General features: G+C 71.1%; 18 protein-coding genes. 5 read left to right on the top strand and 13 right to left on the bottom strand.

Going from position 1 to position 20,268, the window contains the following annotated elements; all coding sequences use genetic code 11:
* Nucleotides 1-207 precede the first annotated feature (207 nt).
* On the top strand, nt 208-987 hold the full coding sequence (locus tag ACWCPI_RS23350) for a S1 family peptidase (protein ID WP_388801029.1): 780 nt from the start codon (nt 208-210) through the stop codon (nt 985-987).
* Between the two features lie 132 nt (nt 988-1,119).
* On the opposite strand, the gene ACWCPI_RS23355 is transcribed toward ACWCPI_RS23350, so the two are convergent.
* The 7 genes from ACWCPI_RS23355 to ureA all read right to left on the bottom strand — a co-directional run bounded on the left by ACWCPI_RS23355 (nt 1,120) and on the right by ureA (nt 9,201).
* Nucleotides 1,120-2,466: a hypothetical protein gene (locus tag ACWCPI_RS23355; protein WP_451039915.1), complete on the bottom strand. Its 1,347-nt coding sequence runs from the start codon at nt 2,464-2,466 to the stop codon at nt 1,120-1,122.
* Nucleotides 2,467-2,576: 110 nt separating this feature from the next.
* Nucleotides 2,577-3,011 (bottom strand): VOC family protein, encoded by a 435-nt coding sequence (locus ACWCPI_RS23360; RefSeq protein WP_451039916.1) that lies wholly within the window; start codon nt 3,009-3,011, stop codon nt 2,577-2,579.
* A 54-nt stretch (nt 3,012-3,065) separates the two neighbouring features.
* The gene (cimA, locus tag ACWCPI_RS23365) at nt 3,066-4,670 is read right to left on the bottom strand and encodes a citramalate synthase (RefSeq protein WP_451039917.1); all 1,605 of its coding nucleotides are present in this window, start codon (nt 4,668-4,670) and stop codon (nt 3,066-3,068) included.
* Nucleotides 4,671-4,993: 323 nt separating this feature from the next.
* The gene (locus ACWCPI_RS23370; protein ID WP_451040017.1) at nt 4,994-5,542 is read right to left on the bottom strand and encodes a TetR/AcrR family transcriptional regulator; all 549 of its coding nucleotides are present in this window, start codon (nt 5,540-5,542) and stop codon (nt 4,994-4,996) included.
* Nucleotides 5,543-5,709: 167 nt separating this feature from the next.
* Complete coding sequence (locus ACWCPI_RS23375) at nt 5,710-6,759, bottom strand: agmatine deiminase family protein (protein WP_451039918.1); 1,050 nt, start codon at nt 6,757-6,759, stop codon at nt 5,710-5,712.
* A gap of 25 nt (nt 6,760-6,784) precedes the next feature.
* A complete protein-coding gene (locus ACWCPI_RS23380; protein WP_451039919.1) occupies nt 6,785-8,497 on the bottom strand; it encodes an urease subunit alpha in 1,713 nt (570 codons plus the stop codon).
* On the bottom strand, nt 8,494-9,201 hold the full coding sequence (gene ureA, locus ACWCPI_RS23385) for an urease subunit gamma (protein ID WP_451039920.1): 708 nt from the start codon (nt 9,199-9,201) through the stop codon (nt 8,494-8,496). Before ureA ends, ACWCPI_RS23380 begins: the two co-directional genes overlap by 4 nt.
* A gap of 143 nt (nt 9,202-9,344) precedes the next feature.
* Here ureA and ACWCPI_RS23390 point away from each other — a divergent pair, with 143 nt between their 5' ends.
* Nucleotides 9,345-10,796 (top strand): cytosine permease, encoded by a 1,452-nt coding sequence (locus ACWCPI_RS23390; protein WP_451039921.1) that lies wholly within the window; start codon nt 9,345-9,347, stop codon nt 10,794-10,796.
* On the opposite strand, the gene ACWCPI_RS23395 is transcribed toward ACWCPI_RS23390, so the two are convergent.
* Both ACWCPI_RS23395 and ACWCPI_RS23400 read right to left on the bottom strand, forming a co-directional pair.
* Complete coding sequence (locus ACWCPI_RS23395) at nt 10,793-11,881, bottom strand: branched-chain amino acid aminotransferase (RefSeq protein WP_451039922.1); 1,089 nt, start codon at nt 11,879-11,881, stop codon at nt 10,793-10,795. The genes ACWCPI_RS23390 and ACWCPI_RS23395 overlap by 4 nt on opposite strands.
* 259 nt (nt 11,882-12,140) lie before the next feature.
* Entirely contained in the window at nt 12,141-13,184 is a 1,044-nt protein-coding gene (locus ACWCPI_RS23400; protein WP_451039923.1) for a 3-isopropylmalate dehydrogenase, read from the bottom strand.
* A gap of 142 nt (nt 13,185-13,326) precedes the next feature.
* Between ACWCPI_RS23400 and ACWCPI_RS23405 the strand changes: the two genes are divergently transcribed.
* The gene (locus ACWCPI_RS23405; protein ID WP_451039924.1) at nt 13,327-14,883 is read left to right on the top strand and encodes a purple acid phosphatase family protein; all 1,557 of its coding nucleotides are present in this window, start codon (nt 13,327-13,329) and stop codon (nt 14,881-14,883) included.
* 68 nt (nt 14,884-14,951) lie between these two features.
* Here the strand turns inward: ACWCPI_RS23405 and ACWCPI_RS23410 are convergent, their stop codons facing one another.
* Nucleotides 14,952-15,092, bottom strand: a complete 141-nt coding sequence (locus tag ACWCPI_RS23410; protein ID WP_451039925.1) for a hypothetical protein — start codon at nt 15,090-15,092, stop codon at nt 14,952-14,954.
* A 259-nt stretch (nt 15,093-15,351) separates the two neighbouring features.
* Nucleotides 15,352-15,909: a GNAT family N-acetyltransferase gene (locus ACWCPI_RS23415; RefSeq protein ID WP_451039926.1), complete on the bottom strand. Its 558-nt coding sequence runs from the start codon at nt 15,907-15,909 to the stop codon at nt 15,352-15,354.
* An 87-nt stretch (nt 15,910-15,996) separates the two neighbouring features.
* On the opposite strand from ACWCPI_RS23415, the gene ACWCPI_RS23420 reads away from it, so the two are divergent.
* A complete protein-coding gene (locus tag ACWCPI_RS23420) occupies nt 15,997-16,203 on the top strand; it encodes a DUF5988 family protein (protein ID WP_451039927.1) in 207 nt (68 codons plus the stop codon).
* Nucleotides 16,204-16,268: 65 nt separating this feature from the next.
* Here the strand turns inward: ACWCPI_RS23420 and pruA are convergent, their stop codons facing one another.
* Both pruA and ACWCPI_RS23430 read right to left on the bottom strand, forming a co-directional pair.
* A complete protein-coding gene (pruA, locus tag ACWCPI_RS23425; RefSeq protein ID WP_451039928.1) occupies nt 16,269-17,900 on the bottom strand; it encodes an L-glutamate gamma-semialdehyde dehydrogenase in 1,632 nt (543 codons plus the stop codon).
* A gap of 52 nt (nt 17,901-17,952) precedes the next feature.
* The gene (locus tag ACWCPI_RS23430; RefSeq protein WP_451039929.1) at nt 17,953-18,879 is read right to left on the bottom strand and encodes a proline dehydrogenase family protein; all 927 of its coding nucleotides are present in this window, start codon (nt 18,877-18,879) and stop codon (nt 17,953-17,955) included.
* 172 nt (nt 18,880-19,051) lie between these two features.
* On the opposite strand from ACWCPI_RS23430, the gene ACWCPI_RS23435 reads away from it, so the two are divergent.
* Nucleotides 19,052-20,257: a PucR family transcriptional regulator gene (locus ACWCPI_RS23435; RefSeq protein WP_451039930.1), complete on the top strand. Its 1,206-nt coding sequence runs from the start codon at nt 19,052-19,054 to the stop codon at nt 20,255-20,257.
* Nucleotides 20,258-20,268 lie beyond the last annotated feature (11 nt).

A 20,268-nucleotide genomic window follows, 5' to 3' on the forward strand; every position in this document is an offset into this window, starting at 1 on the left:
GCTCGACGGACCCTGCCCTGAACGGTCGTGGCCTGAATTGGCCCCTTGTCCGGACCCGCACAGAATTCCGATAATCCAGCAACACACTTGACCGGCGCATGTCACGACGAGAGGGCTCTCGCCTCTCTCACTCCCCTTGCGTGACATGCCCCTGACATCTCAGCGCTCTCACGTTCGTATGTCCAACCCCCCACGGAAGGCATCACGTTGAAGAAGCTACTCACCGCGCTCAAGAGATGCGCGGTCCTCGGCGCAGCCGCTCTGGCGATCGTCAGCCTTCAGCCCGTCTCGGCAGCGCAGGCCGACACGCGCGTCGTCGGCGGAACCCGTGCCACGCAGGGCGAGTTCCCGTTCATGGTCCGGCTCTCCATGGGCTGCGGCGGCGCGCTGTACACCCAGCAGATCGTGCTCACCGCCGCGCACTGCGTGGGCGCGACCGGCCCCACCACCAGCATCACCGCCACCGCCGGCGTCGTGGACCTGCAGTCCACCAGCGGCCGGGTCCAGGTCCGCTCCACGTACGTGTACCGGGCCCCCGGCTACAACGGCACCGGCAAGGACTGGGCCCTCATCAAGCTCGCCCAGCCGATCAACCTGCCGACGCTGAAGATCGCCACCACCACGCAGTACAACACCGGCACCTTCACCGTGGCCGGCTGGGGCGCGAACCGTGAGGGCGGGGCCCAGCAGCGCTACATGCTCAAGGCCACCGTGCCGTTCGTCAGCGACGCCCAGTGCCGTTCCTACAGCGGCTACAGCGGCCTCGTCGCCAACGAGGAGATCTGCGCCGGCTTCCCGTCGGGCGGCGTCGACACCTGCCAGGGCGACTCCGGCGGCCCGATGTTCCGCCGCGACGCCAACAACGCCTGGATCCAGGTGGGCATCGTCAGCTGGGGCATAGGCTGCGCCCGTCCGAACGCTCCGGGCGTCTACACGGAGGTCTCGACCTTCGCCTCCCAGATCGCCTCGGCGGCGTCCTCTCTCTGAGCCGCTTTGTGACTCTGCGACCGCGCGGGCGCTTCGACCCGCCGGTAACCACGGGCCCGGCGTCCGAGGACGCCGGGCCCGTGCCGCGTCCGCGGCGTCCGCCATGGGCGATCTGCTCGCTGTGGAGGCCGGTCAGAACCCTCCGCCGTCGAAGCCGCCGCCGAAGTCCCCGCCCCCGAAGCCTCCGCCGTCGGATCCACCGCCGAAGTCCCCGCTGTCGAAGTCCGCGCCGGAGACGTCACCGCCTTCGTAGCCCGAGTAGCCGTAGCCCGCGCCGTAGTCGGCGGCGTAGGCGGGGGCGGCCATCATGGAGCCCAGCATCGTGCCGATGAGCAGGCCGGGGAGGATGCCGCCGCCGAAGTAGCCTCCCGCCCACGGCCCGTAGGCGGGACCGGCGTCCCAGTACGGGCGGCGGCCGTACTCCGTGTCGACCTCGCGGACCACGGGGTCGCGGCCCTCGGCCAGCCGGGTGCGGTCGGCCGCGCAGACCGGGACCTCGCGCGCGGTGCCGGAGGGCGGCGTCCAGGTCTCGTCGGCCACCGCCGGACCGTGGCGCGGGTCGAAGAAGCAGGGCGGCCGGCGCTCCGGCAGGGGCCGGTGCTCCCGGCGGGCGGCCAGCTGGGTGAGGGAGAAGCGGCCGTCCGCCAGGGCCTGGGTGACGGCCTTGACGTCCTCGGGTCTGCGCGCCCCGTCCATCAGCCGTTTCGCCTGTTCGTAGGAGTCCAGGGCACGCTCGTAGTCCGCGCGCATGGCGTCGTCGGCACCGGGTTCGGCCGGATGGAAGTCCAGTCGGTCCAGTTCCTCGCCGAAGGCGGTGATGTCCTCGTCCACGACGACCCGCAGCTTCTCCAGCGCCGCCCGCTGCTCCTCCTCGTGGCGGCGCCGGTTGCGCCGCACCAGCGCGTACGCGCCCGCGCCGCCCGCCGCCAGCACCGCGCCCGCGGCGATCAGGCCACCGGCGTCCACGCCGCCGCCCCCGCCGTCGCTCCAACTGGCGGGTGCGGTGCCGCCCACGTTGCGCAGCGCCGCGTCGACGAAGTCGTTCAACTGGGCCTTGGGGTCGCCGGCGCTCTGCACCGACGCGACCAGGTTGTCCACCGCCTGCTCGGACAGCACCGCGGAGTCCGCCGCCGCGTCGAAGCGATCACCGACGCGGACACCGTACAGACCCGTGACACCGGTCTGCGTGCGGAGGTTCAGCAGGAGGTTCTGGGTCGGCTGATCAGCCGGGAGAACGGCGACGAAGACCGGCTTGTCGGCGTCCTTGATCTTGTCGGCGAGCGCTTCGGCGTCCGCCGACGACAACTGGTCCGAGGCGGCGGGGTCCACGTAGACGGGACCCTCGCGCAGCGCCTCGGCGACCTGGGAAAGGTCCGTGGCCGCATGTGCGCCGGGCGCACCGGCCGTCAGCACCGCCGCGGCGGCGACGACCGGCACGATCAGCGAGCGCATGAGGCCCCGGAACAGCGGAGTCCTCATACCCTCGACGCTACCTGATGGACGGGACGAACGAACCGTTACCGGTGGGCGGAATCCGCAGGCGGCACCGCTCGTGCCGGGCCCCTCCCCGCTCGTACGACGGCTTTGGGTCAGGTGTACGGCTGACCGATGCCCAGGAGGTTGCCCTCGCTGTCGTGGAACCAGGCGGCGCGTTCGCCGCGGTGGCCCTTGCTCGGGTAGTGGCCCTCGACGTCGGCGATGCCGTCGACCGTGCGCAGCCCGGGTACGTCCACCTCCTCGAACTCGATGCCGCGCCGGCCGAGTTCGGCGACGACCGCCTCGACGTCCTCGACCTGCCAGCCCATCTGGGTGAAGGTGCCGGGAGAGGCGCCCGTCGACAGGTACACGGCGAACTCGGTGCCGCCGCAGCGGTACAGCAGCCCGCCCGGCCGTTCGTCGACGGGCTCCAGCCCCAGCTTCTCGGAGTAGAAGCGCCGCGCCCGTGCCAGGTCCTGGGCGGGCAGCCGGGTCGCCACCTGACCCCGGGCGAGGAAGTGCGTGGCGTCGCTTTCCCTGTCGTCCATGGCTCCACTGTGCCGTGGGCGAGAGGCCCGGGGGCGGCGCGAGGGCCGTTCGGACTACTGCGCCGGAGACACCCCGGCCCGCAGCAGCCCGTACGTGTACGCGTCCTCCAGGGCCTGCCAGGACGCCGCGATCACGTTGTCGGCGACGCCGACCGTCGACCACTCCCCGGTCCCGTCGGACGTGGAGATCAGGACGCGGGTGGTGGACTGGGTACCGTGGACGCCCTCCAGGATGCGGACCTTGTAGTCGACGAGGTCCAGCTTGGCGAGCTGGGGGTAGATCTTCTCCAGGGCGACCCGCAGGGCGCGGTCGAGGGCGTGGACCGGGCCGTTGCCCTCCGCCGTGGCCACGATGCGCTCGCTCTTGGCCCAGAGCTTGACGGTGGCCTCGTTGGCGTGGGTGCCGTCGGGACGGTCCTCGACGATCGCGCGCCAGGACTCCACGTCGAAGTACTTCAGCGGCTTGCCCTCGACCTCGGTGCGCAGCAGCAGCTCGAACGAGGCGTCCGCGGCCTCGTAGGTGTAGCCCGCCAGCTCCCGCTCCTTGACCCGCTCGACCACCCGCCCGACCAGCTCGCGGTCGCCGCCCAGGTCGATGCCGAGCTCCTTGCCCTTCAACTCCACGGAGGCGCGGCCCGCCATGTCGGAGACCAGCATGCGCATCGTGTTGCCGACCAGCTCGGGGTCGATGTGCTGGTACAGGTCCGGGTCGACCTTGATCGCGGAGGCGTGCAGTCCGGCCTTGTGCGCGAAGGCGGAGACACCGACGTACGGCTGGTGCGTGGAGGGCGTGAGGTTGACGACCTCGGCGATGGCGTGCGAGATACGGGTCATCTCCCGCAGGTGGCCGTCGGGGAGGACCTTCTTGCCGTACTTCAGCTCCAGAGCCGCCACCACCGGGAACAGGTTGGCGTTGCCGACGCGCTCGCCGTAGCCGTTGGCCGTGCACTGGACGTGGGTGGCGCCGGCGTCGACGGCGGCGAGCGTGTTCGCCACCGCGCAGCCGGTGTCGTCCTGGGCGTGGATGCCGAGCCGGGCGCCGGTGTCGGCCAGGACGGTGGCGACGACCGCCTGGACCTGGGCGGGGAGCATGCCGCCGTTGGTGTCGCAGAGGATGACCACGTCGGCGCCGGCCTCGGAGGCGGCACGGACGACGGACTTAGCGTACTCGGGGTTGGCGCGGTAGCCGTCGAAGAAGTGCTCGCAGTCGACGAAGACCCGGCGCCCCTGCTCGCGCAGGTACGACACCGTGTCGCGGACCATCTCCAGGTTCTCGTCCAGCGAGGTGCGCAGGGCCAGCTCGACATGCCGGTCATGGGACTTCGCGACCAGCGTGATCACCGGGGCACCGGAGTCCAGCAGGGCCTTGACCTGCGGGTCGTCGGCGGCCTTGGCATGCGCGCGGCGGGTGGAGCCGAAGGCGACCAACTGGGCGTGCCGGAAGTCGATCTCCTGCTGGGCACGCGCGAAGAACTCTGTGTCGCGCGGGTTGGCGCCGGGCCAGCCGCCCTCGATGAAGCCCACGCCGAAGTCGTCCAGGTGACGGGCGATGGCCAGCTTGTCGGCGACGGTGAGGTTGATGCCCTCCCGCTGGGCGCCGTCGCGCAGGGTGGTGTCGAAGACGTGGAACGAATCGTCGAGCTCGCTGGATACCGACATGGTCACAAGGCTCCTGTGTTGGATCTCGGTCTACCGGAATGACCGGTTCCACCGCCCCCACCTATGGTCCCTCACGCTCTCCGCCCGGCTGCGGGTGGGCCGGGAAACAGAAAAACCTCTCGCGGGTGCGAGAGGTCTGCGCGCGGGTCGAGGACGACGGTGTCCACCCGTACCTGGTCGTACGTGGCGGTCACTGCGGACCGGCGCGCCTGCTGCCAATAATCATGGCGAACGAGAGCACGGGGGCAGTCTGGCACAAGTCACCCGCGTGCTCACCGTCCGTCTCAGGATGCGAGCATTTTGTGTACAACCAGGGCGTGGGCTCAGGCGTCCGCGAGGAGGCTTTCGTCCAGGAACTCCCGTACGTGGCGCAGGACCTGCGCCCGGTCCGTGCCACGCAGACCGATGGCCACATGGATGGAGAAGCCGTCGAGCAGCGCCCGCAGCCGGGATGCGAACCGGTCCGGGTCCACCGGCCGGAACTCCCCCCTCGACACCCCCTCCGCCAGCAGCGCCACCAGGTCCCGGTGCCAGGCGCCCTCGATGGCGGCCTGGCGGTCGCGGCCGTCGTCGTCGGCGTTCTGCGAGCGGTTCCAGACCTCCAGCCAGAGCGTCCAGTGCGGGTCGCGGTGGCCATCGGGGACGTACAGGTCGACGTACGCCTCGATCCGCTCGCGCACCGTGGCGGACACCCGCGTCAGCAGCCGCCCGCGCTCGGCGCCGAGCCGGCCCTCGCTCCACTCCAGGGCCTGAAGCAGCAGTTCGTCCTTGGAGTGGAAGTAGTAGAGGAGATGCCCGCTGCTCATCCCCACCTCACGGCCGAGCGCCGCCATGGTGAGCTTCTCCAGACCGCGCTCGGCGATCATCCGCATGGCGGCGGCGAGGACGTCCTCGCGGGGCGGGGCGGGAGTGCGGCGGCGGGTGCTCACCGGGCGGCCTTCACCCGCGGATGCGGGGCCTCGGGCATCTCGTCGAGCCGGACCGGCTCGGTCAGCCGTGTTCCGCGGGTGGCGCAGAGCAGTACGTTCACCCGTACGTTCTACCTGACCCCGGCCCTCGGCTGCTGCTGAGTGATGCAGTGGATGCCGCCCCCGCCGGCGAAGATCGTCCGCGCGTCGACCAAGGTCACCGTCCGCTCGGGGAAGAGCCGGCGGAAGATCCCGGCCGCGATCTCGTCGCGCGGGTCGTCGAAGCCGCACAGCACCACGCCGCCGTTGCAGAGGTAGTGGTTGATGTAGGAGTAGTCGGCCCAGTGCCCGTCGGCCTCCAGGACGGTCGGGGCGGGCACCTCGACGACCTCCAGGCGGCGCCCGCGCGCGTCCGTCGCCGACTTCAGGACGCCGATGACCTCCCTGGTCACCTCGTGGTCGGGGTGGGCCGGGTCCGGCTGGTGGTGGGCCACCACCACACCGGGGCGGGCGAAGGCCGCGACGATGTCGACATGGCCGAGGGTGCCGAAGCCGTACGGGGGGTAGTCGCCGGTGAGGCCGCGCGGCAGCCAGATCGCCTTGCGGGTGCCGAGCATGGCGTGGATCTCCGCCTCGACACGCTCGCGCGTCCAGTGCGGGTTGCGCTCGGGGCCGAGCTGGACGGTCTCTGTGAGCAGGACCGTGCCCTCGCCGTCCACGTGGATGGCGCCGCCTTCGTTGACGAGGTCAGAGGCGTAGGTCTTCGTCGACCCCGCGAGGTCGGACACGTACGCGGCGATCTTCGCGTCGTGCTCCCAGCGGGCCCAGTCCTGGCCGCCCCAGCCGTTGAAGGTCCAGTCGACGGCGGCGAGTTGGCCCTTGCCGTCGGTCAGGAAGGTGGGGCCGATGTCGCGCATCCAGGCGTCGTCGAGGTCCCGTTCGACCGTGTCGACACCCGGTCCGAGCAGCGTCCGGGCCTCCTCGGACTGTCCCGGGCCGCACACCACCGTCACCGGTTCGAAACGGCGGACGGCACGGGCGACCGAGGCCCAGGCCAGACGGGAGGCGGCGAGTTCCCCGGGGTCGTCGAACGTCGCGTTCGGACCCGGCCACGCCATCCAGGTGCGTTCGTGCGGGGTCCATTCGGCGGGCATGCGGAAGCCGTCGGCGGCAGCGGACATCAGTGATCCTCACAGGCTGTGGCATTTACAGGAAGTACAGACGGTTGAGGGAGACGGACTCGGCGGGTTCGGAGCGCAGCGGCTCTCCGTCGAGGGTGACCAGCCCGGTGCGCTGGTCCACGTCGACCGCTCCGGTTCGGGAGTTCAGGCGCAGGTCGGCGGGCCCGATGCCGCGCGTGCCGCGCACGGCGACCCTGCGGCGGCGGGTGGGCATCGAGTCACCGCCCCGGTCGACGGCCGCCTGCGCGACGAAGGCGACCGAGAGGTCGGCGGGCGCGGCCCCGTACGCCCCGAACTGCGGTCCGAGGACGAGGGGTTCGCACGTGTCGGTGGCGGCGCCCGGGTCGCCGACCACCCCGTACGCCGGGAAGCCCGCCTTGAGCACCAGCTGCGGTTTGGCGCCGAAGTACTCCGGCCGCCACAGCACGATGTCGGCCAGCTTGCCGACCTCGATCGAGCCCACCTCGTGCGCGAGGCCGTGCGCGATGGCCGGGTTGATGGTCAGCTTGGCCAGGTAGCGCAGGACTCGCTCGTTGTCGTGGTCGGCGTCCGGGGCGCCGAGTTCGGCCTTCATCTTCCCGGCCATGGCGAACGTACGGCGGACCGTCTCCCCCGCCCGTCCCATGCCCTGCGCGTCGGACGAGGTGATGCCGATCGCGCCCAGGTCGTGCAGCACGTCCTCGGCGCCCATGGTTCCGGCGCGGATGCGGTCGCGGGCCATGGCGGCGTCGCCGGGCAGGTCGGTCTTGAGGTCGTGGACGGAGACGATCATGCCGTAGTGCTCGGCGACGGCGTCCCGGCCGAAGGGCAGGGTGGGGTTGGTGGAGGAGCCGATGACGTTCGGGACACCGGCCATCTTCAGCACGTTCGGGACGTGTCCGCCGCCGCAGCCCTCGATGTGGAAGGCGTGGATGGTGCGGCCCTCCAGGACACGGAGGGTGTCCTCGACCGACAGGCACTCGTTCAACCCGTCGCTGTGCAGCGCGACTTGGACATCGTGCTCCTCGGCGACGCGCAACGCCGTGTCCAGCGCCCGGGTGTGGGCGCCCATGTCCTCGTGCACCTTGAAGCCACAAGCGCCGCCCTCGGCGAGGGCCTCGACCAGGGGCGCCGAGGAGGACGACGAACCGCGGCCCAGGAAGCCGATGTTGACCGGCCAGGCGTCGAATGCGCCGAACGCGTGCCGCAGCGCCCACGGCGAGTTGACGCCGACACCCCACACCGGACCGAACTCCTGGCCGATGATCGTGGTCACCCCCGAGGCGAGCGACGCCTCCATGACACGTGGCGACAGCAGGTGGACGTGGGTGTCGACGGCCCCGGCGGTGGCGATGAGCCCCTCGCCGGACACGATCGAGGTCCCGGTGCCGACGACGACGTCGACGCCGTCGAGGGTGTCGGGGTTTCCGGCCCGCCCGAGGGAGCAGATCCGTCCCTGCCTGATCCCGATCGAGACCTTCCGGATCCCGAGCGCCGCGTCGATCACCACCACGTTGCTGATGACGACGTCACAGGTCTCGCGGACGGCGGCCGCCTTGAGGTGCAGCCCGTCCCGGGCGGTCTTGCCGAACCCGGCGAGGAACTCGTCGCCGTGGCGCTGGGAGTCGGACTCGACGCGGATCGTCAGGCCCGAGTCGCCGAGCCGGACGCGGTCACCGGCGCGCGGGCCGTGGGTGGCGGCGTACTCGTACGGGGTGAGGCGGCGGGCCTCGGCGGGGTGTCCTCCTGGACGGCTCATCGCTCGGCCTCCTGATCAGCAGTTGTCCTGGTGACGCCGAGGTAGCCGCAGGCGGCGGCGCGGCGCAGCGCCTCCTCTCGGGCGCCGGGGGCGTCCAGCGCCCCGTCGACCAGACCGGCGAACCCGATCGCGATCCGGTCGCCCCCGATGGGCACGAGCCCGACCTCGACGCTCTCCCCCGGCCCGAACCGCACCGACGACCCTGCCGGTACGGCCAGCCGCGTCCCGTAGGCCTTCTCCCGCGCGAAGTCCAGGCGCGGGTTGGCCTCGAAGAAATGGAAGTGGGAGGTGACGGAGACCGGCACGGTGGCGGTGTTGGTGACCGTCAGACGTACGGCGGCCTCCGGCTCGGCGTGCTCGGGCCCCGGCAGCACAGCGCCCGGCGCCCCGTCGCCGAGGCCACCCCCGATCGGGTCGCTGACGACCGCGAGCCGTGAACCGTCGTCGAAGACCGCCTCGACATGCACCTCGGTGACCACGTCGGCGACGCCCGGCAGCACGTCGTCCGGGCCGAGCACGCCACGGGCGCGCTCGACGGCCTCGGCCAGCCGGGCGCCGTCGCGGGCGGCCTCGCACACCGTGTCCGCGATCAGCGCGGTGGCCTCCGGCACATTGAGCCGCAGACCGCGTGCACGGCGGGCACGGGCCAGCTCGGCGGCTCCGAAGAGCAGCAGCCGGTCACGTTCCGTGGGGGTCAGTCTCATGCGGTGGGCACCTCCTTGCCTCTCCCAGATTAGAGCATCACTCTAAACACGAATCCCTCAGAAGCGAAGTGTTGACTCAGCCATCGGGATCCCCCACATTGAACGTCGCTCTAACCCTGGCGGCCGATCGAAGGAGACCTGCCATGCCGATGGAACAGCGCGGAGTCGACACCGTCCCCGAGGAGGAACGCACGAGCGGCCCACGGGACCTCGTCGCGATCCTGCTGGGCTCGAACCTCTGCCTAGGAGTGATCGTCTTCGGCTGGCTGCCGCCGTCGTTCGGCCTGGACTGGTGGGCGTCGGTCAGCTCGATCGTGGTGGGAACCCTGGCCGGTACGGCCCTCACCGCCCCGCTGGCCCTGATCTCCCTGCGCACCGCGACCAACCTGTCCACGTCCTCCGGCGCCCAGTTCGGGGTGCGGGGCCGGCTGGTCGGCTCGGTCGTCGGCCTGCTGCTGGCGCTCGGCTACTCCGCGCTGACCATCTGGATCGGCGGCGACGTGATGGTGAGCGTCCTGGGCCGGCTGCTCGGCACCCCGGCGAACGACGTGTCGTACGGCCTCGTCTACGCCCTCCTCGCCGCCGCGACCGTCGCCGGAGCGGTGTACGGCTACCGCGTCCTGCTCGCCATGTCCCGGGTCCTGGCGATCGGCATGACGGCACTGCTGGTCCTCGGCGTGTTCGCCTACGCCCCCGACTTCACGACCGCCGCGCTGCCGGAGGCGGGCGGCCATCTGCTGGGCGGCTTCTGGCCGACCTGGCTGCTGGCGACGGTGGCCGCGGGCCTTTCGGGGCCGATCGCCTTCATCACCCTGCTCGGCGACTACACCCGCTACATCTCACCGGCCCGCCACTCCTCCCGCCGGGTCCTGCACGCCACATGGCTCGGCCTGCTCCTGGGGCTGCTGGTCCCGCAGCTGTTCGGCACCTTCACGGCGTACGCGGCACGCGCGGCCCTCGACTACGCGGGGCCGCTGGTCGACGCCTCCCCCACCTGGTACCTGCTGCCGCTCCTCCTGGCCGCCTCGGCCGGCTCGGTCGGCAACGCCGGACTGATGCTCTACTCCATGGGCCTGGACCTGGACGCCATCGTGCCGCGGGCCTCGCGCGCGAAGGCGACGTACGCGGTCGCGGTCGTGGCCACGGTGTGCGTCTTCGTCGGCCACTACGCCTCCAGCGCCCAGGACGCGATGACGTCGTTCGTCCTGCTGCTGACGGCGATCGGGACACCGTGGGCGGTCATCACCCTCATCGGCTTCGCGCGCTGCCGCGGCGCGTACGACGCGGAGGCGCTCCAGGTGTTCAACCGCCGGGCCCGCGGCGGGATCTACTGGTACCGCGGCGGCTGGAACATCCGGGCGACGGCGTCCTGGGCGCTGGGCGCGGTGATCGGCGTGGCCGCGGTCGCGCTGCCGTGGTACGAGGGGCCCCTGCTGGCCCTGACGGCCGGCGTGGACTGCAGCTTCCTGCTGTCGGGGCTGGTGGGCGGTGTGGCGTACGCGCTGCTGACGACCGGTGACCGTGCACCGGCACGCGAGAGGGCCGCCGCGGACGCGGAGTCCACGGCGGCCCTGGCGGTCACGGCCGAGCGTTAGCCCAGCGTGTGCATCCAGCCGTGCTTGTCCTCGGCCTTGCCGCGCTGGATGTCGAGGAGCGCCTGGCGAAGCCTGAGGGTCACTTCGCCGGGCTCTCCGCCGCTCTGCTGCCACTGGGCGCCCGTGCGCTTGACCGTGCCGACCGGGGTGATGACCGCGGCCGTGCCGCAGGCGAAGACCTCGGTCAGGGTGCCGTTCTCCGAGTCGCGCTGCCACTGGTCGACGGAGATGCGGCCCTCCTCCGCCCGGTAACCGAGGTCACGGGCGACGGACAGGAGGGAGTCCCGGGTGACACCCTCCAGGATGGAGCCGGTGAGGGACGGGGTGATGATCTTGTCGCCGTACACGAAGTACAGGTTCATGCCGCCGAGTTCCTCGACCCACTTGCGCTCCACCGCGTCCAGGTAGCAGACCTGGGCGCAGCCCTCGGCCGCCGCCTCCGCCTGGGCGAGCAGGGACGCGGCGTAGTTGCCGCCGGTCTTGGCGTCACCCATGCCGCCGGGCACGGCACGGACGTGGTCCTCGGAGACCCAGATGGAGACCGGCTTCACGCCGCCGGGGAAGTAGGCGCCGGCCGGGGAGGCGATGACCATGAACAGGTACTCGCCGGCGGGCTTCACGCCCAGGCCGACCTCGGTCGCGAACATGAACGGGCGCAGGTAGAGGGACTCCTCGCCGCCGTGCGCCGGCACCCAGGCCTCGTCCTGCTTCACCAGCGCGTCGCACGCCTCGATGAAGGTCTCCACCGGCAGCTCGGGCATGCCGAGCCGGCGGGCTGACGCCTGGAAGCGGGTGGCGTTCTTCTCCGGGCGGAAGGTGGCGACCGTGCCGTCGGGCTGGCGGTAGGCCTTCAGGCCCTCGAAGATCTCCTGCGCGTAGTGCAGGACCATGGTGGCCGGGTCGAGGGAGATCGGCGCGTACGGCACGAGCTGGCCGTCGTGCCAGCCGCGGCCTTCGGTCCACTTGATCGTCACCATGTGGTCGGTGAAGTGGCGGCCGAACCCGGGGTCGGCCAGGATCGCCTCGCGGTCTGCGGCGGCGAGCGGGCTGGCGGAAGGCTTGAGCTCGATCGTGGGCGTCGTCATGAGTAGGTGTCCTTCACCGGTTCGGTTGTGGCGGGCCGCGCTCACGCCAGTACTGTCGGTGTCCAGTGCTAGGACGTCCGAGCATTCCCTCATTCGGCGGCTCCGCGTTCGATTATCGCAAGCGGCAGCCGCGGAAGAAATCGGCGTGATCGGCGTGAATCGCGACCCAGGGGTCGATAGTGGCACCCGGCGGCGGACATGGGGAAGCCGCCGGGGTGCGAGTGACCCGGCGGCTTCGAGGTGAGTGAGGCGCGGCGGGTCAGCCGGCTACTCGTACGGCCAGCGCGTCACCGATCTCCGACGTGCTGCGGGCGGGCTTGCCGGTGCGCTCGGCGAGGTCGGCCGAGACGGCCTCCTCGATGCGGGCGGCCTCGCCGTCGTAGCCGAGGTGCCGCAGCAGCAGGGCGACGGACAGGACCGTGGCGCTCGGGTCGGCCTTGCCCTGGCCGGCGATGTCCGGGGCCGAGCCGTGGACGGGCTCGAACATGGACGGGAACTCGCCGCTCGGGTTGATGTTGCCGCTCGCGGCGACGCCGATGCCGCCGGAGACGGCCGCGGCGAGGTCGGTGATGATGTCGCCGAAGAGGTTGTCGGTGACGATGACGTCGAAGCGCTCGGGCTGCGTGACCAGGTAGATGGTCGCCGCGTCGACGTGCATGTACTCGGTGGTGACCTCGGGGAACTCCTCGGCCACCTCGTTGAAGACGTTCGTCCACAGATGACCGGCGAAGGTCAGCACGTTGTTCTTGTGGATGAGCGCGAGCTTCTTGCGCGGGCGGGCCTGGGCGCGGGCGAAGGCGTCACGGACCACGCGCTCGACGCCGTAGGCCGTGTTGACGGAGACCTCGGTGGCGACCTCGTGGGGCGTGCCCTTGCGGATCGTGCCGCCGTTGCCGGTGTACGGGCCCTCGGTGCCCTCGCGGACCACGACGAAGTCGATGGACGGCTCACCGGCGAGCGGGGTGGCGACACCCGGCAGCAGCTTCGAGGGCCGCAGGTTGACGTGGTGGTCGAAGGCGAAGCGGAGCTTGAGCAGGAAGCCGCGCTCCAGGACGCCGGACGGCACGGACGGGTCGCCGATCGCGCCGAGCAGGATCGCGTCGTGCTTCTTCAGTGCGTCGAGGTCGGCGTCGGTGAGGGTCTCACCGGTGGCGTGGTAGCGCTTGGCGCCGAAGTCGTACTCCTTGGTCTCCAGCTTCACATCCTGCGGGAGGACGGCGGAGAGGACCTTGAGGCCTTCGGCCACGACTTCCTGCCCGATGCCGTCACCGGGGATCACTGCGAGATTGATGCTGCGAGACATGTCGGCACCCTACTCCTCGTCCCATGGGATGACATGCGGTGTCCGCGATACGGACAGCCGGACGGGGGACGGCGTCTGGGCGTCGGCTGCCGTTCACCCGTACGTCCGGCGGGTGTTGGCCTCCGCTGGGAAGTTCCTCCCCATGGACCTTCCCGACTTCGGCATCCCCCCGCAGCTCGCCCGCCGGATGAGCATGGCGGAACAGCACGAGTACCTGCGGTCGAGACTGACCAGGCGCCGCACCCTGGTGACCGCGGGCGCGGTGGCGGGCGGCCTGCTGACGGGCTGCTCCGGTTCCGGGCCGGGCTCGGCGCCCGGTCCTTCGAGGTCCGCGTCCCGGGTGCCGGGCTCGGTCGTCACGCCGTTCGGCCGCCATCTCGCCTTCGGCGCCGACCCCAGGACGCAGATGCGGATCTCCTGGCAGGTGCCGGCCGCGGTGCGGCGGCCGTTCGTCCGGATCGGTCTGCGCCCGGACGACCTCGGCCGCCGGATCGAGGCCGAGGTCCGTGCGCTGCACACCCCGGAACTGCGGGGCGTGCGCGCGGCACTGGAGCAGTACTACGTCCATGCCGCCCTGGACGCCCTGCGCCCCGGCACGACGTACTACTACGGCGTGGGTCACGACGGCTTCGACCCGGCCGCCCCGCGGCACCGCTCGACGATCACCTCCTTCCGCACCGCTCCCGCCACCCCGGAGACCTTCACCTTCACGGCCTTCGGCGACCAGGGCGTCAGCGAGGCCGCGGCGGCCAACGAGCACGTCCTGCTGCGCCGTGACCCGGCGTTCCACCTGCACGCCGGCGACATCTGCTACGCCGACGCCAAGGGCCTGGGCAAGGAGTCGGACGGCTACGACCCCGGCTTCTGGGACCTGTACCTCAGGCAGACCGAGTCGGTGGCCAGGTCGGTGCCGTGGATGGTGACGACCGGCAACCACGACATGGAGGCCTGGTACTCGCCGGAGGGCTACGGCGGACAGCTGGCCCGCTGGTCCCTGCCGGACAGCGGCTTCGACGCCCGGACGGCGCCGGGCGCCTACTCCTTCACCTACGGCAACGTCGGCTTCGTGGCGCTGGACGCGAACGACGTGTCGTACGAGATCCCCGCCAACCGCGGCCACACCGACGGCCGGCAGACGAAGTGGCTGGACGAGCGGCTCGGTCAGCTGCGGGCGGCACGGGACGTCGACTTCGTCGTCGTCTACTTCCATCACTGCGCGTACTCGACGTCCTCGCACGCCTCCGACGGCGGGGTGCGCGCGCAGTGGGTGCCGCTGTTCGCCCGGCACCAGGTGGACCTGGTGATCAACGGGCACAACCACGTCTACGAGCGCACGGACGCCATCAAGAACGGCGAGGTGGGGGCGCAGGTGCCGATCGGCTCGGCCACCGATCCGACGCGGGACGGGATCGTGTACGTCACGGCCGGCGGCGGGGGCAAGGAGCTGTACGGCTTCCCCGTGGGCGTCGAGGAGAGCTACGAGGGGCACGTGAGCGAGCGGGAGTCGGTCGACACCTTCCGGTGGACCAGGTCGCGCGAGACGAAGCCGGAGAGCGTTCAGTGGTCGCGCGTGCGCTACCGGGGCTTCTCGTTCCTCTCGGTGGAGGCGGTGAGCGGCGCGCGGCCTCGTCTGAAGGTGTCGGCGCTGACGCGGAGCGGCGAGCGCATCGACCATTTCGAGGTGCGGCGCGGAGCATGACCCCGCGCCGCACCCCGAGCGGGTGCGGCTCCCGGCTTGTGGGCGTTACAGGGCTCGGGTGACGGGGGTCAGGCGGCCTGGTGGCCGGTGACTCCGCCGTTGTCCCTGCGGTCGAGGGCGCGCTGGAGGGCGGCGGCGGCGTTCTTGCGGTCGTTGTCGCTCGTGCGGGAGAGGTGACGGACTCGACGGCGGGCGGTCGTCTCGGCCATGGGAAATCGACTCCTTCGACAGAACCGGGAGTGCGGAAAGGGGTTACGAGACGCCGGTTGGGCGGGGAGCGGTGCCGCAGGGGTTGCCTGCACGGGGCCCGGCTCACGACCGCCATTCGCTTGATCGAGCGAGACGTTCGGCTCCTACAAAGCTAAGGGAGGAGAGCGGGTCTGTCTCCACAATTACTCGGACTTCCTACTATCTGAGACGGTGGACTGGGTCACACATCCCTGACCTGCGCTTTTGAGGGTCACCCCGTCAGAGGACGTCACCGTCCCGCCAGTCGAAGACCAGCTCGAACGCGGGGTCCGGCCGACCGGCCAGGGCGGGCCTGACGAACGTGCTCCCCTCCTCGTCCGGCAACCGCACGACACCCTGCAGGCCCAGCGCGCAGACCCGCCCGCTCCACACCTGCCAGCCGCGGGCGGCGTACAGCGCGGCCCCCTCGTCGCTCGCGGACAGCATCCCGGCGTCGTACGCCCGGTCGATCACCCGCTCCAGCTCGGCCATCACCAGTCCGCCGAGCCCGGTCCGCCGCGCGTCGGACCGTACGGCGACCGCCTCGACGTAACCGACCCGCAGCCACCGGTCCCGGTGCCGCACCCGCCGCATGACCACCGCACCGTGCGCGACGAGCCGCCCCGCCTCGTCGTGGACCAGGACGTGCATGCCGCCGAGTGCGTGGTCGAAGTCCTCGTCGGAGAAGTCGCCGTCGAAGGCGTCGTCCAACAGGGCGCGGATCGCGCGCAGTTCGTCGGGGGTGAGGTCGGCGGTGTGGGCGGTGCGCGGGGTGAGGGCGCAGGAGGGTGCGGTCATCCGACCAGTATCGACGGGATCGCCCACTCGGCTGATCCTGCGCGGGGCACGGGACACCGGGCCCGGACGAGGGGAAGCGGTGAACCCATGAACGACACGTCGAAAGTGTTCCTCGAGGGCGGCCCCGACGACCTGCCCGAACGGATCGTCGCGACCCCGTCCCCCGGCCCGGACGCGAAGATCAAGCTGCGCGGCGGATACGAGCACTTCAGGCCGACGGAACGGCATACGGACACGGCACAGGGCAGGCTGCCGGTGTACGAGTGGTGGGAGCGGACGGAGATCGCCGAGTAGTCCGCCCGCACCGCGAGAAGGCCGGGCCCGTTCGGGACCCGGCCTTCCGAGGGCGCGTGGGGATGTCAGCCCATGTGCGGGTAGGTGTAGTCGGTCGGCGGGACCAGCGTCTCCTTGATGGCGCGGGTCAGCGTCCAGCGCATCAGGTTCTGCGGGGCGCCGGCCTTGTCGTTGGTGCCCGAGGCACGGCCGCCGCCGAAGGGCTGCTGGCCGACGACGGCGCCGGTCGACTTGTCGTTGATGTAGAAGTTGCCCGCCGCGTAGCGCAGCTTCTCCATGGTGTGCGCCGCCGCCGCGCGGTCGCTCGCGATGACCGAGCCGGTCAGCGCGTAGGCGGACACCGACTCCATCTGGTCGAGCATTTCGTCGTACTTGTCGTCCTCGTAGACGTGCACGGCGAGGAACGGGCCGAAGTACTCGGTGGTGAAGACCTCGTTCTCCGGGTCGGTGCACTCGACGACGGTCGGGCGCACGAACCAGCCGACCGAGTCGTCGTAGGAGCCGCCCGCGACGATCGTGCAGCTCGGGTCGGACTTGGCTCGGTCGATGGCGGCCTTGTTCTTGGCGAAGGCACGCTCGTCGATGACGGCACCGATGAAGTTCGACAGGTCGGTGACGTCACCCATGGTGAGGTAGTCGACCTCGGCGGCGAACTCCTCCTTGAAGCCGGAGTTCCAGATCGACGCCGGGATGTACGCCCGGGAGGTCGCCGAGCACTTCTGGCCCTGGTACTCGAAGGCACCGCGGGTCAGGGCCGTCTTCAGGATCGCCTTGTCGGCGCTCGGGTGGGCGACGACGAAGTCCTTGCCGCCGGTCTCGCCGACGATGCGCGGGTAGGAGCGGTACTTCTCGATGTTGTTGCCGACCGTCTTCCACAGGTACTGGAAGGTCTTGGTCGAGCCGGTGAAGTGGATACCGGCGAGGTCGCGGTGGTTCAGGGCGACCTCGGAGACCTCGATGCCGTCACCGGTGACGAGGTTGATGACGCCCTTGGGCAGACCGGCCTCCTCAAGCAGTTGCATGAGCAGCACGGCGGCGTGGGTCTGCGTCGGGGACGGCTTCCAGACGACGACGTTGCCCATCAGGGCGGGGGCGGTGGGCAGATTGCCCGCGATCGCCGTGAAGTTGAACGGCGTGATCGCGTAGACGAAGCCCTCCAGCGGGCGGTGGTCGAGGCGGTTCCACACGCCCGGCGAGTTGGCCGGGGGCTGCTCGGCGAGCAGGTCACGGGCGTACTTGACGTTGAAGCGCCAGAAGTCGACCAGCTCGCAGGGCGTGTCGATCTCGGCCTGCTGAGCCGTCTTGGACTGGCCGAGCATGGTGGAGGCGGCCAGCGTCTCGCGCCACGGGCCGGCCAGCAGCTCGGCGGCGCGCAGGATGATCGCGGCACGGTCGTCGAAGGACATCGCGCGCCAGGCCGGCGCGGCGGCGAGGGCCGCGTCGATGGCGTCCTGGGCGTCCTGCCGGGTGGCGTTGCCGTAGGTGCCGAGGCGGGCCTTGTGGTTGTGCGGCTGCACGACGTCGAAGCGCTCGCCGCCGCCCATCCGCTTCTCGCCGCCGATGGTGCAGGGCAGGTCGATCGGGTTCTCGGCGAGCTCCTTGAGCTTGGTCTCCAGCCGGGCCCGCTCGGGCGAGCCGGGGGCGTAGCCGTGCACCGGCTCGTTGACGGGGGTGGGGACCTGGGTCACAGCGTCCATGTGTTCCGTAACTCCTTACTGAGCGGTGTGTTTTCGAGCCGTTGGGTCGGGCTCAGCCCTTGCTGACCATGGAGCGGAGGAAGAACCGCAGGTTGGCGGGCTTCTCGGCGAGCCTGCGCATGAAGTAGCCGTACCAGTCGGTTCCGTAGGCCGTGTAGACGCGCATGCGGTGGCCCTCGGCGGCGAGGCGCAGGTGCTCGTCGCTGCGGATGCCGTACAGCATCTGGAACTCGTACTCGTCCAGCTTGCGCCCGGCGCGCCGGGCGAGCTCCTGGGCGATGGAGATCAGCCGCGGGTCGTGGGAGCCGATCATCGGATACCCGTCGCCCTCCATCAGAATCCGCAGGATTCTGACGTACGCCCGGTCGATCTCGTGCTTGTTCTGGTGGGCGACCTCGGCGGGCTCCTTGTAGGCGCCCTTCACCAGCCGCACGCGGCTGCCGCTCGCGGCGAGGCGGCGGGCGTCGGCCTCGGTGCGGAACAGGTAGGCCTGGATGACGCAGCCGGTCTGCGGGAAGTCCTTCCGCAGGTCCTCGTGGATGGCGAACATCGAGTCGAGGGTGGTGTGGTCCTCCGCGTCGAGCGTCACCGTCGTACCGATGGCGGCCGCGGCCTCGACGACGGGCCGGACGTTGGCGAGGGCCAGCTCGTGGCCGCCGTCCAGCGCCTGCCCGAACATGGACAGCTTGACGGACATCTCGACGCGCTCACCGAGTTCGAGGTCCTTGATCCGGTCGACGAGGCGCAGATAGGCGTCCCGGGCGGCCTCGGCCTGCTCCGGGCGGGTGATGTCCTCGCCGACGACGTCCATCGTCAGCTCCAGGCCCTTGCCGGTGAGCTCCTCGATGATCGGCACGATGTCGTCGACGTCCTCACCGGGGATGAACCGGTCGACGACCTGTTTCGTCACCGGTGCCGCCGAGATCAGGCGTCGCATCCGGTCGCTGCGCGACGCGGCGAGAATCACGGGACCCAGCACGGGGCACCTCCCAAACACAGCCACATGACGGCCGACACCCCGATCGGTGATGTTCCGGGTACGGCACGGAGAACCACCGTGAAACCTAAGGATCCCTCCGCACGGCTGCCATCGACAGCTGTCACGCATCCGTGCCGCAGATCTCAGACAGATGTATGAAGGGTCCGGGGAAATGCGGGAGAATGCCCGGGTGACGTCGGAACACAGGGGTGACTACCAGGAGCTGGTCGACGAGATCTCGGAGCTGCTGGGCGTCCCCGCGACCCTGGAGAACCGGGACTTCGAGCTGATCGCCTTCGGGGCCTACGACAGCGAGGGCGAACTCGACGCGTCGGCCCTGGACCCCGTCCGCACCCGCTCGATCCTGACCCGTCGTTCCACGTCTGCGGTGCGCCGGTGGTTCGAGGGCTTCGGCATCACCCGCGCGACCGGGCCGGTGCGGATCCCGCCCACCCCGGAGGCGGGGGTCTACCGCGGACGCATCTGCCTGCCCGTACGCCACAAGGGTGTCGTGCTGGGTTATGTCTGGCTGCTCGACGACGATCCGGGCCCCGGCGACCAGCAGTTGTCGGCGGCGATGGCGGTGACCACCCGCATCGGCGCGCTGCTCGCCGACGAGGCGCAGCACGGGGCGGATCTGAGCCGGGAGCTGCGGGCCGTGCTGACGGCGGAGCCCGGCTGGCAGGGCGACATGGCGATCGCCGAGTTGCGTACGGCCCTGGGCGCACGCGCCGACGGCGTCCATACGGTCGTCTGCGTGACCCCCTGGTTCTCGGCCGACCCGGACGACGCTCCGTCGGTGCGTACCGTGCCGCACGCGACCGCGCTGTGCACGGTCCCGTGGGGGGCGGCCGGGCAGAGCCTGGCCGTGCTGGTACGGCTGCGCTCACCCGAGGTCAGGACGGCGGCGCTGGCGACGGCGTCCCGGTTGCTGAAGGACGGGTTCGCCCCCGCTCAGGGCCGGGCGCAGGTCGCGGCCGGAGTCGGCGAGGCCCGTTCGGGGCTGACCGGTCTGGGCGCCGCCTGGCGGGAGGCGTCGGCGGCGGCGCGCGCGGCGCTGGCGGAACCGCGGTTCGGGCCGGTGGCCGAGTGGTCGCGTATCGGGCCGTACCGCCTGCTGACCTCCCTCCCTCCGGAGCGACTGCGCGACCCGTCGGTCGCGCCACTCCTCGCCCCCGCCCACCACGACCTCGCCCGCACCGCCGAGATCTACCTCGACTGCGCGGGCCAGGCCGGCCGTACGGCCGCCGAACTGGGCATCCACCGCCAGACCCTGTACTACCGCCTCTCCCGCGTCGAACAGCTCACGGGCCTGGACCTGGACGACGGGGAGGACCGGCTGCTGCTGCACATGACGTTGAAGGGGGCGCGGCTGTGACCGGGGTCGTA

The sequence above is a fragment of the Streptomyces sp. NPDC001920 genome, from assembly GCF_053594495.1.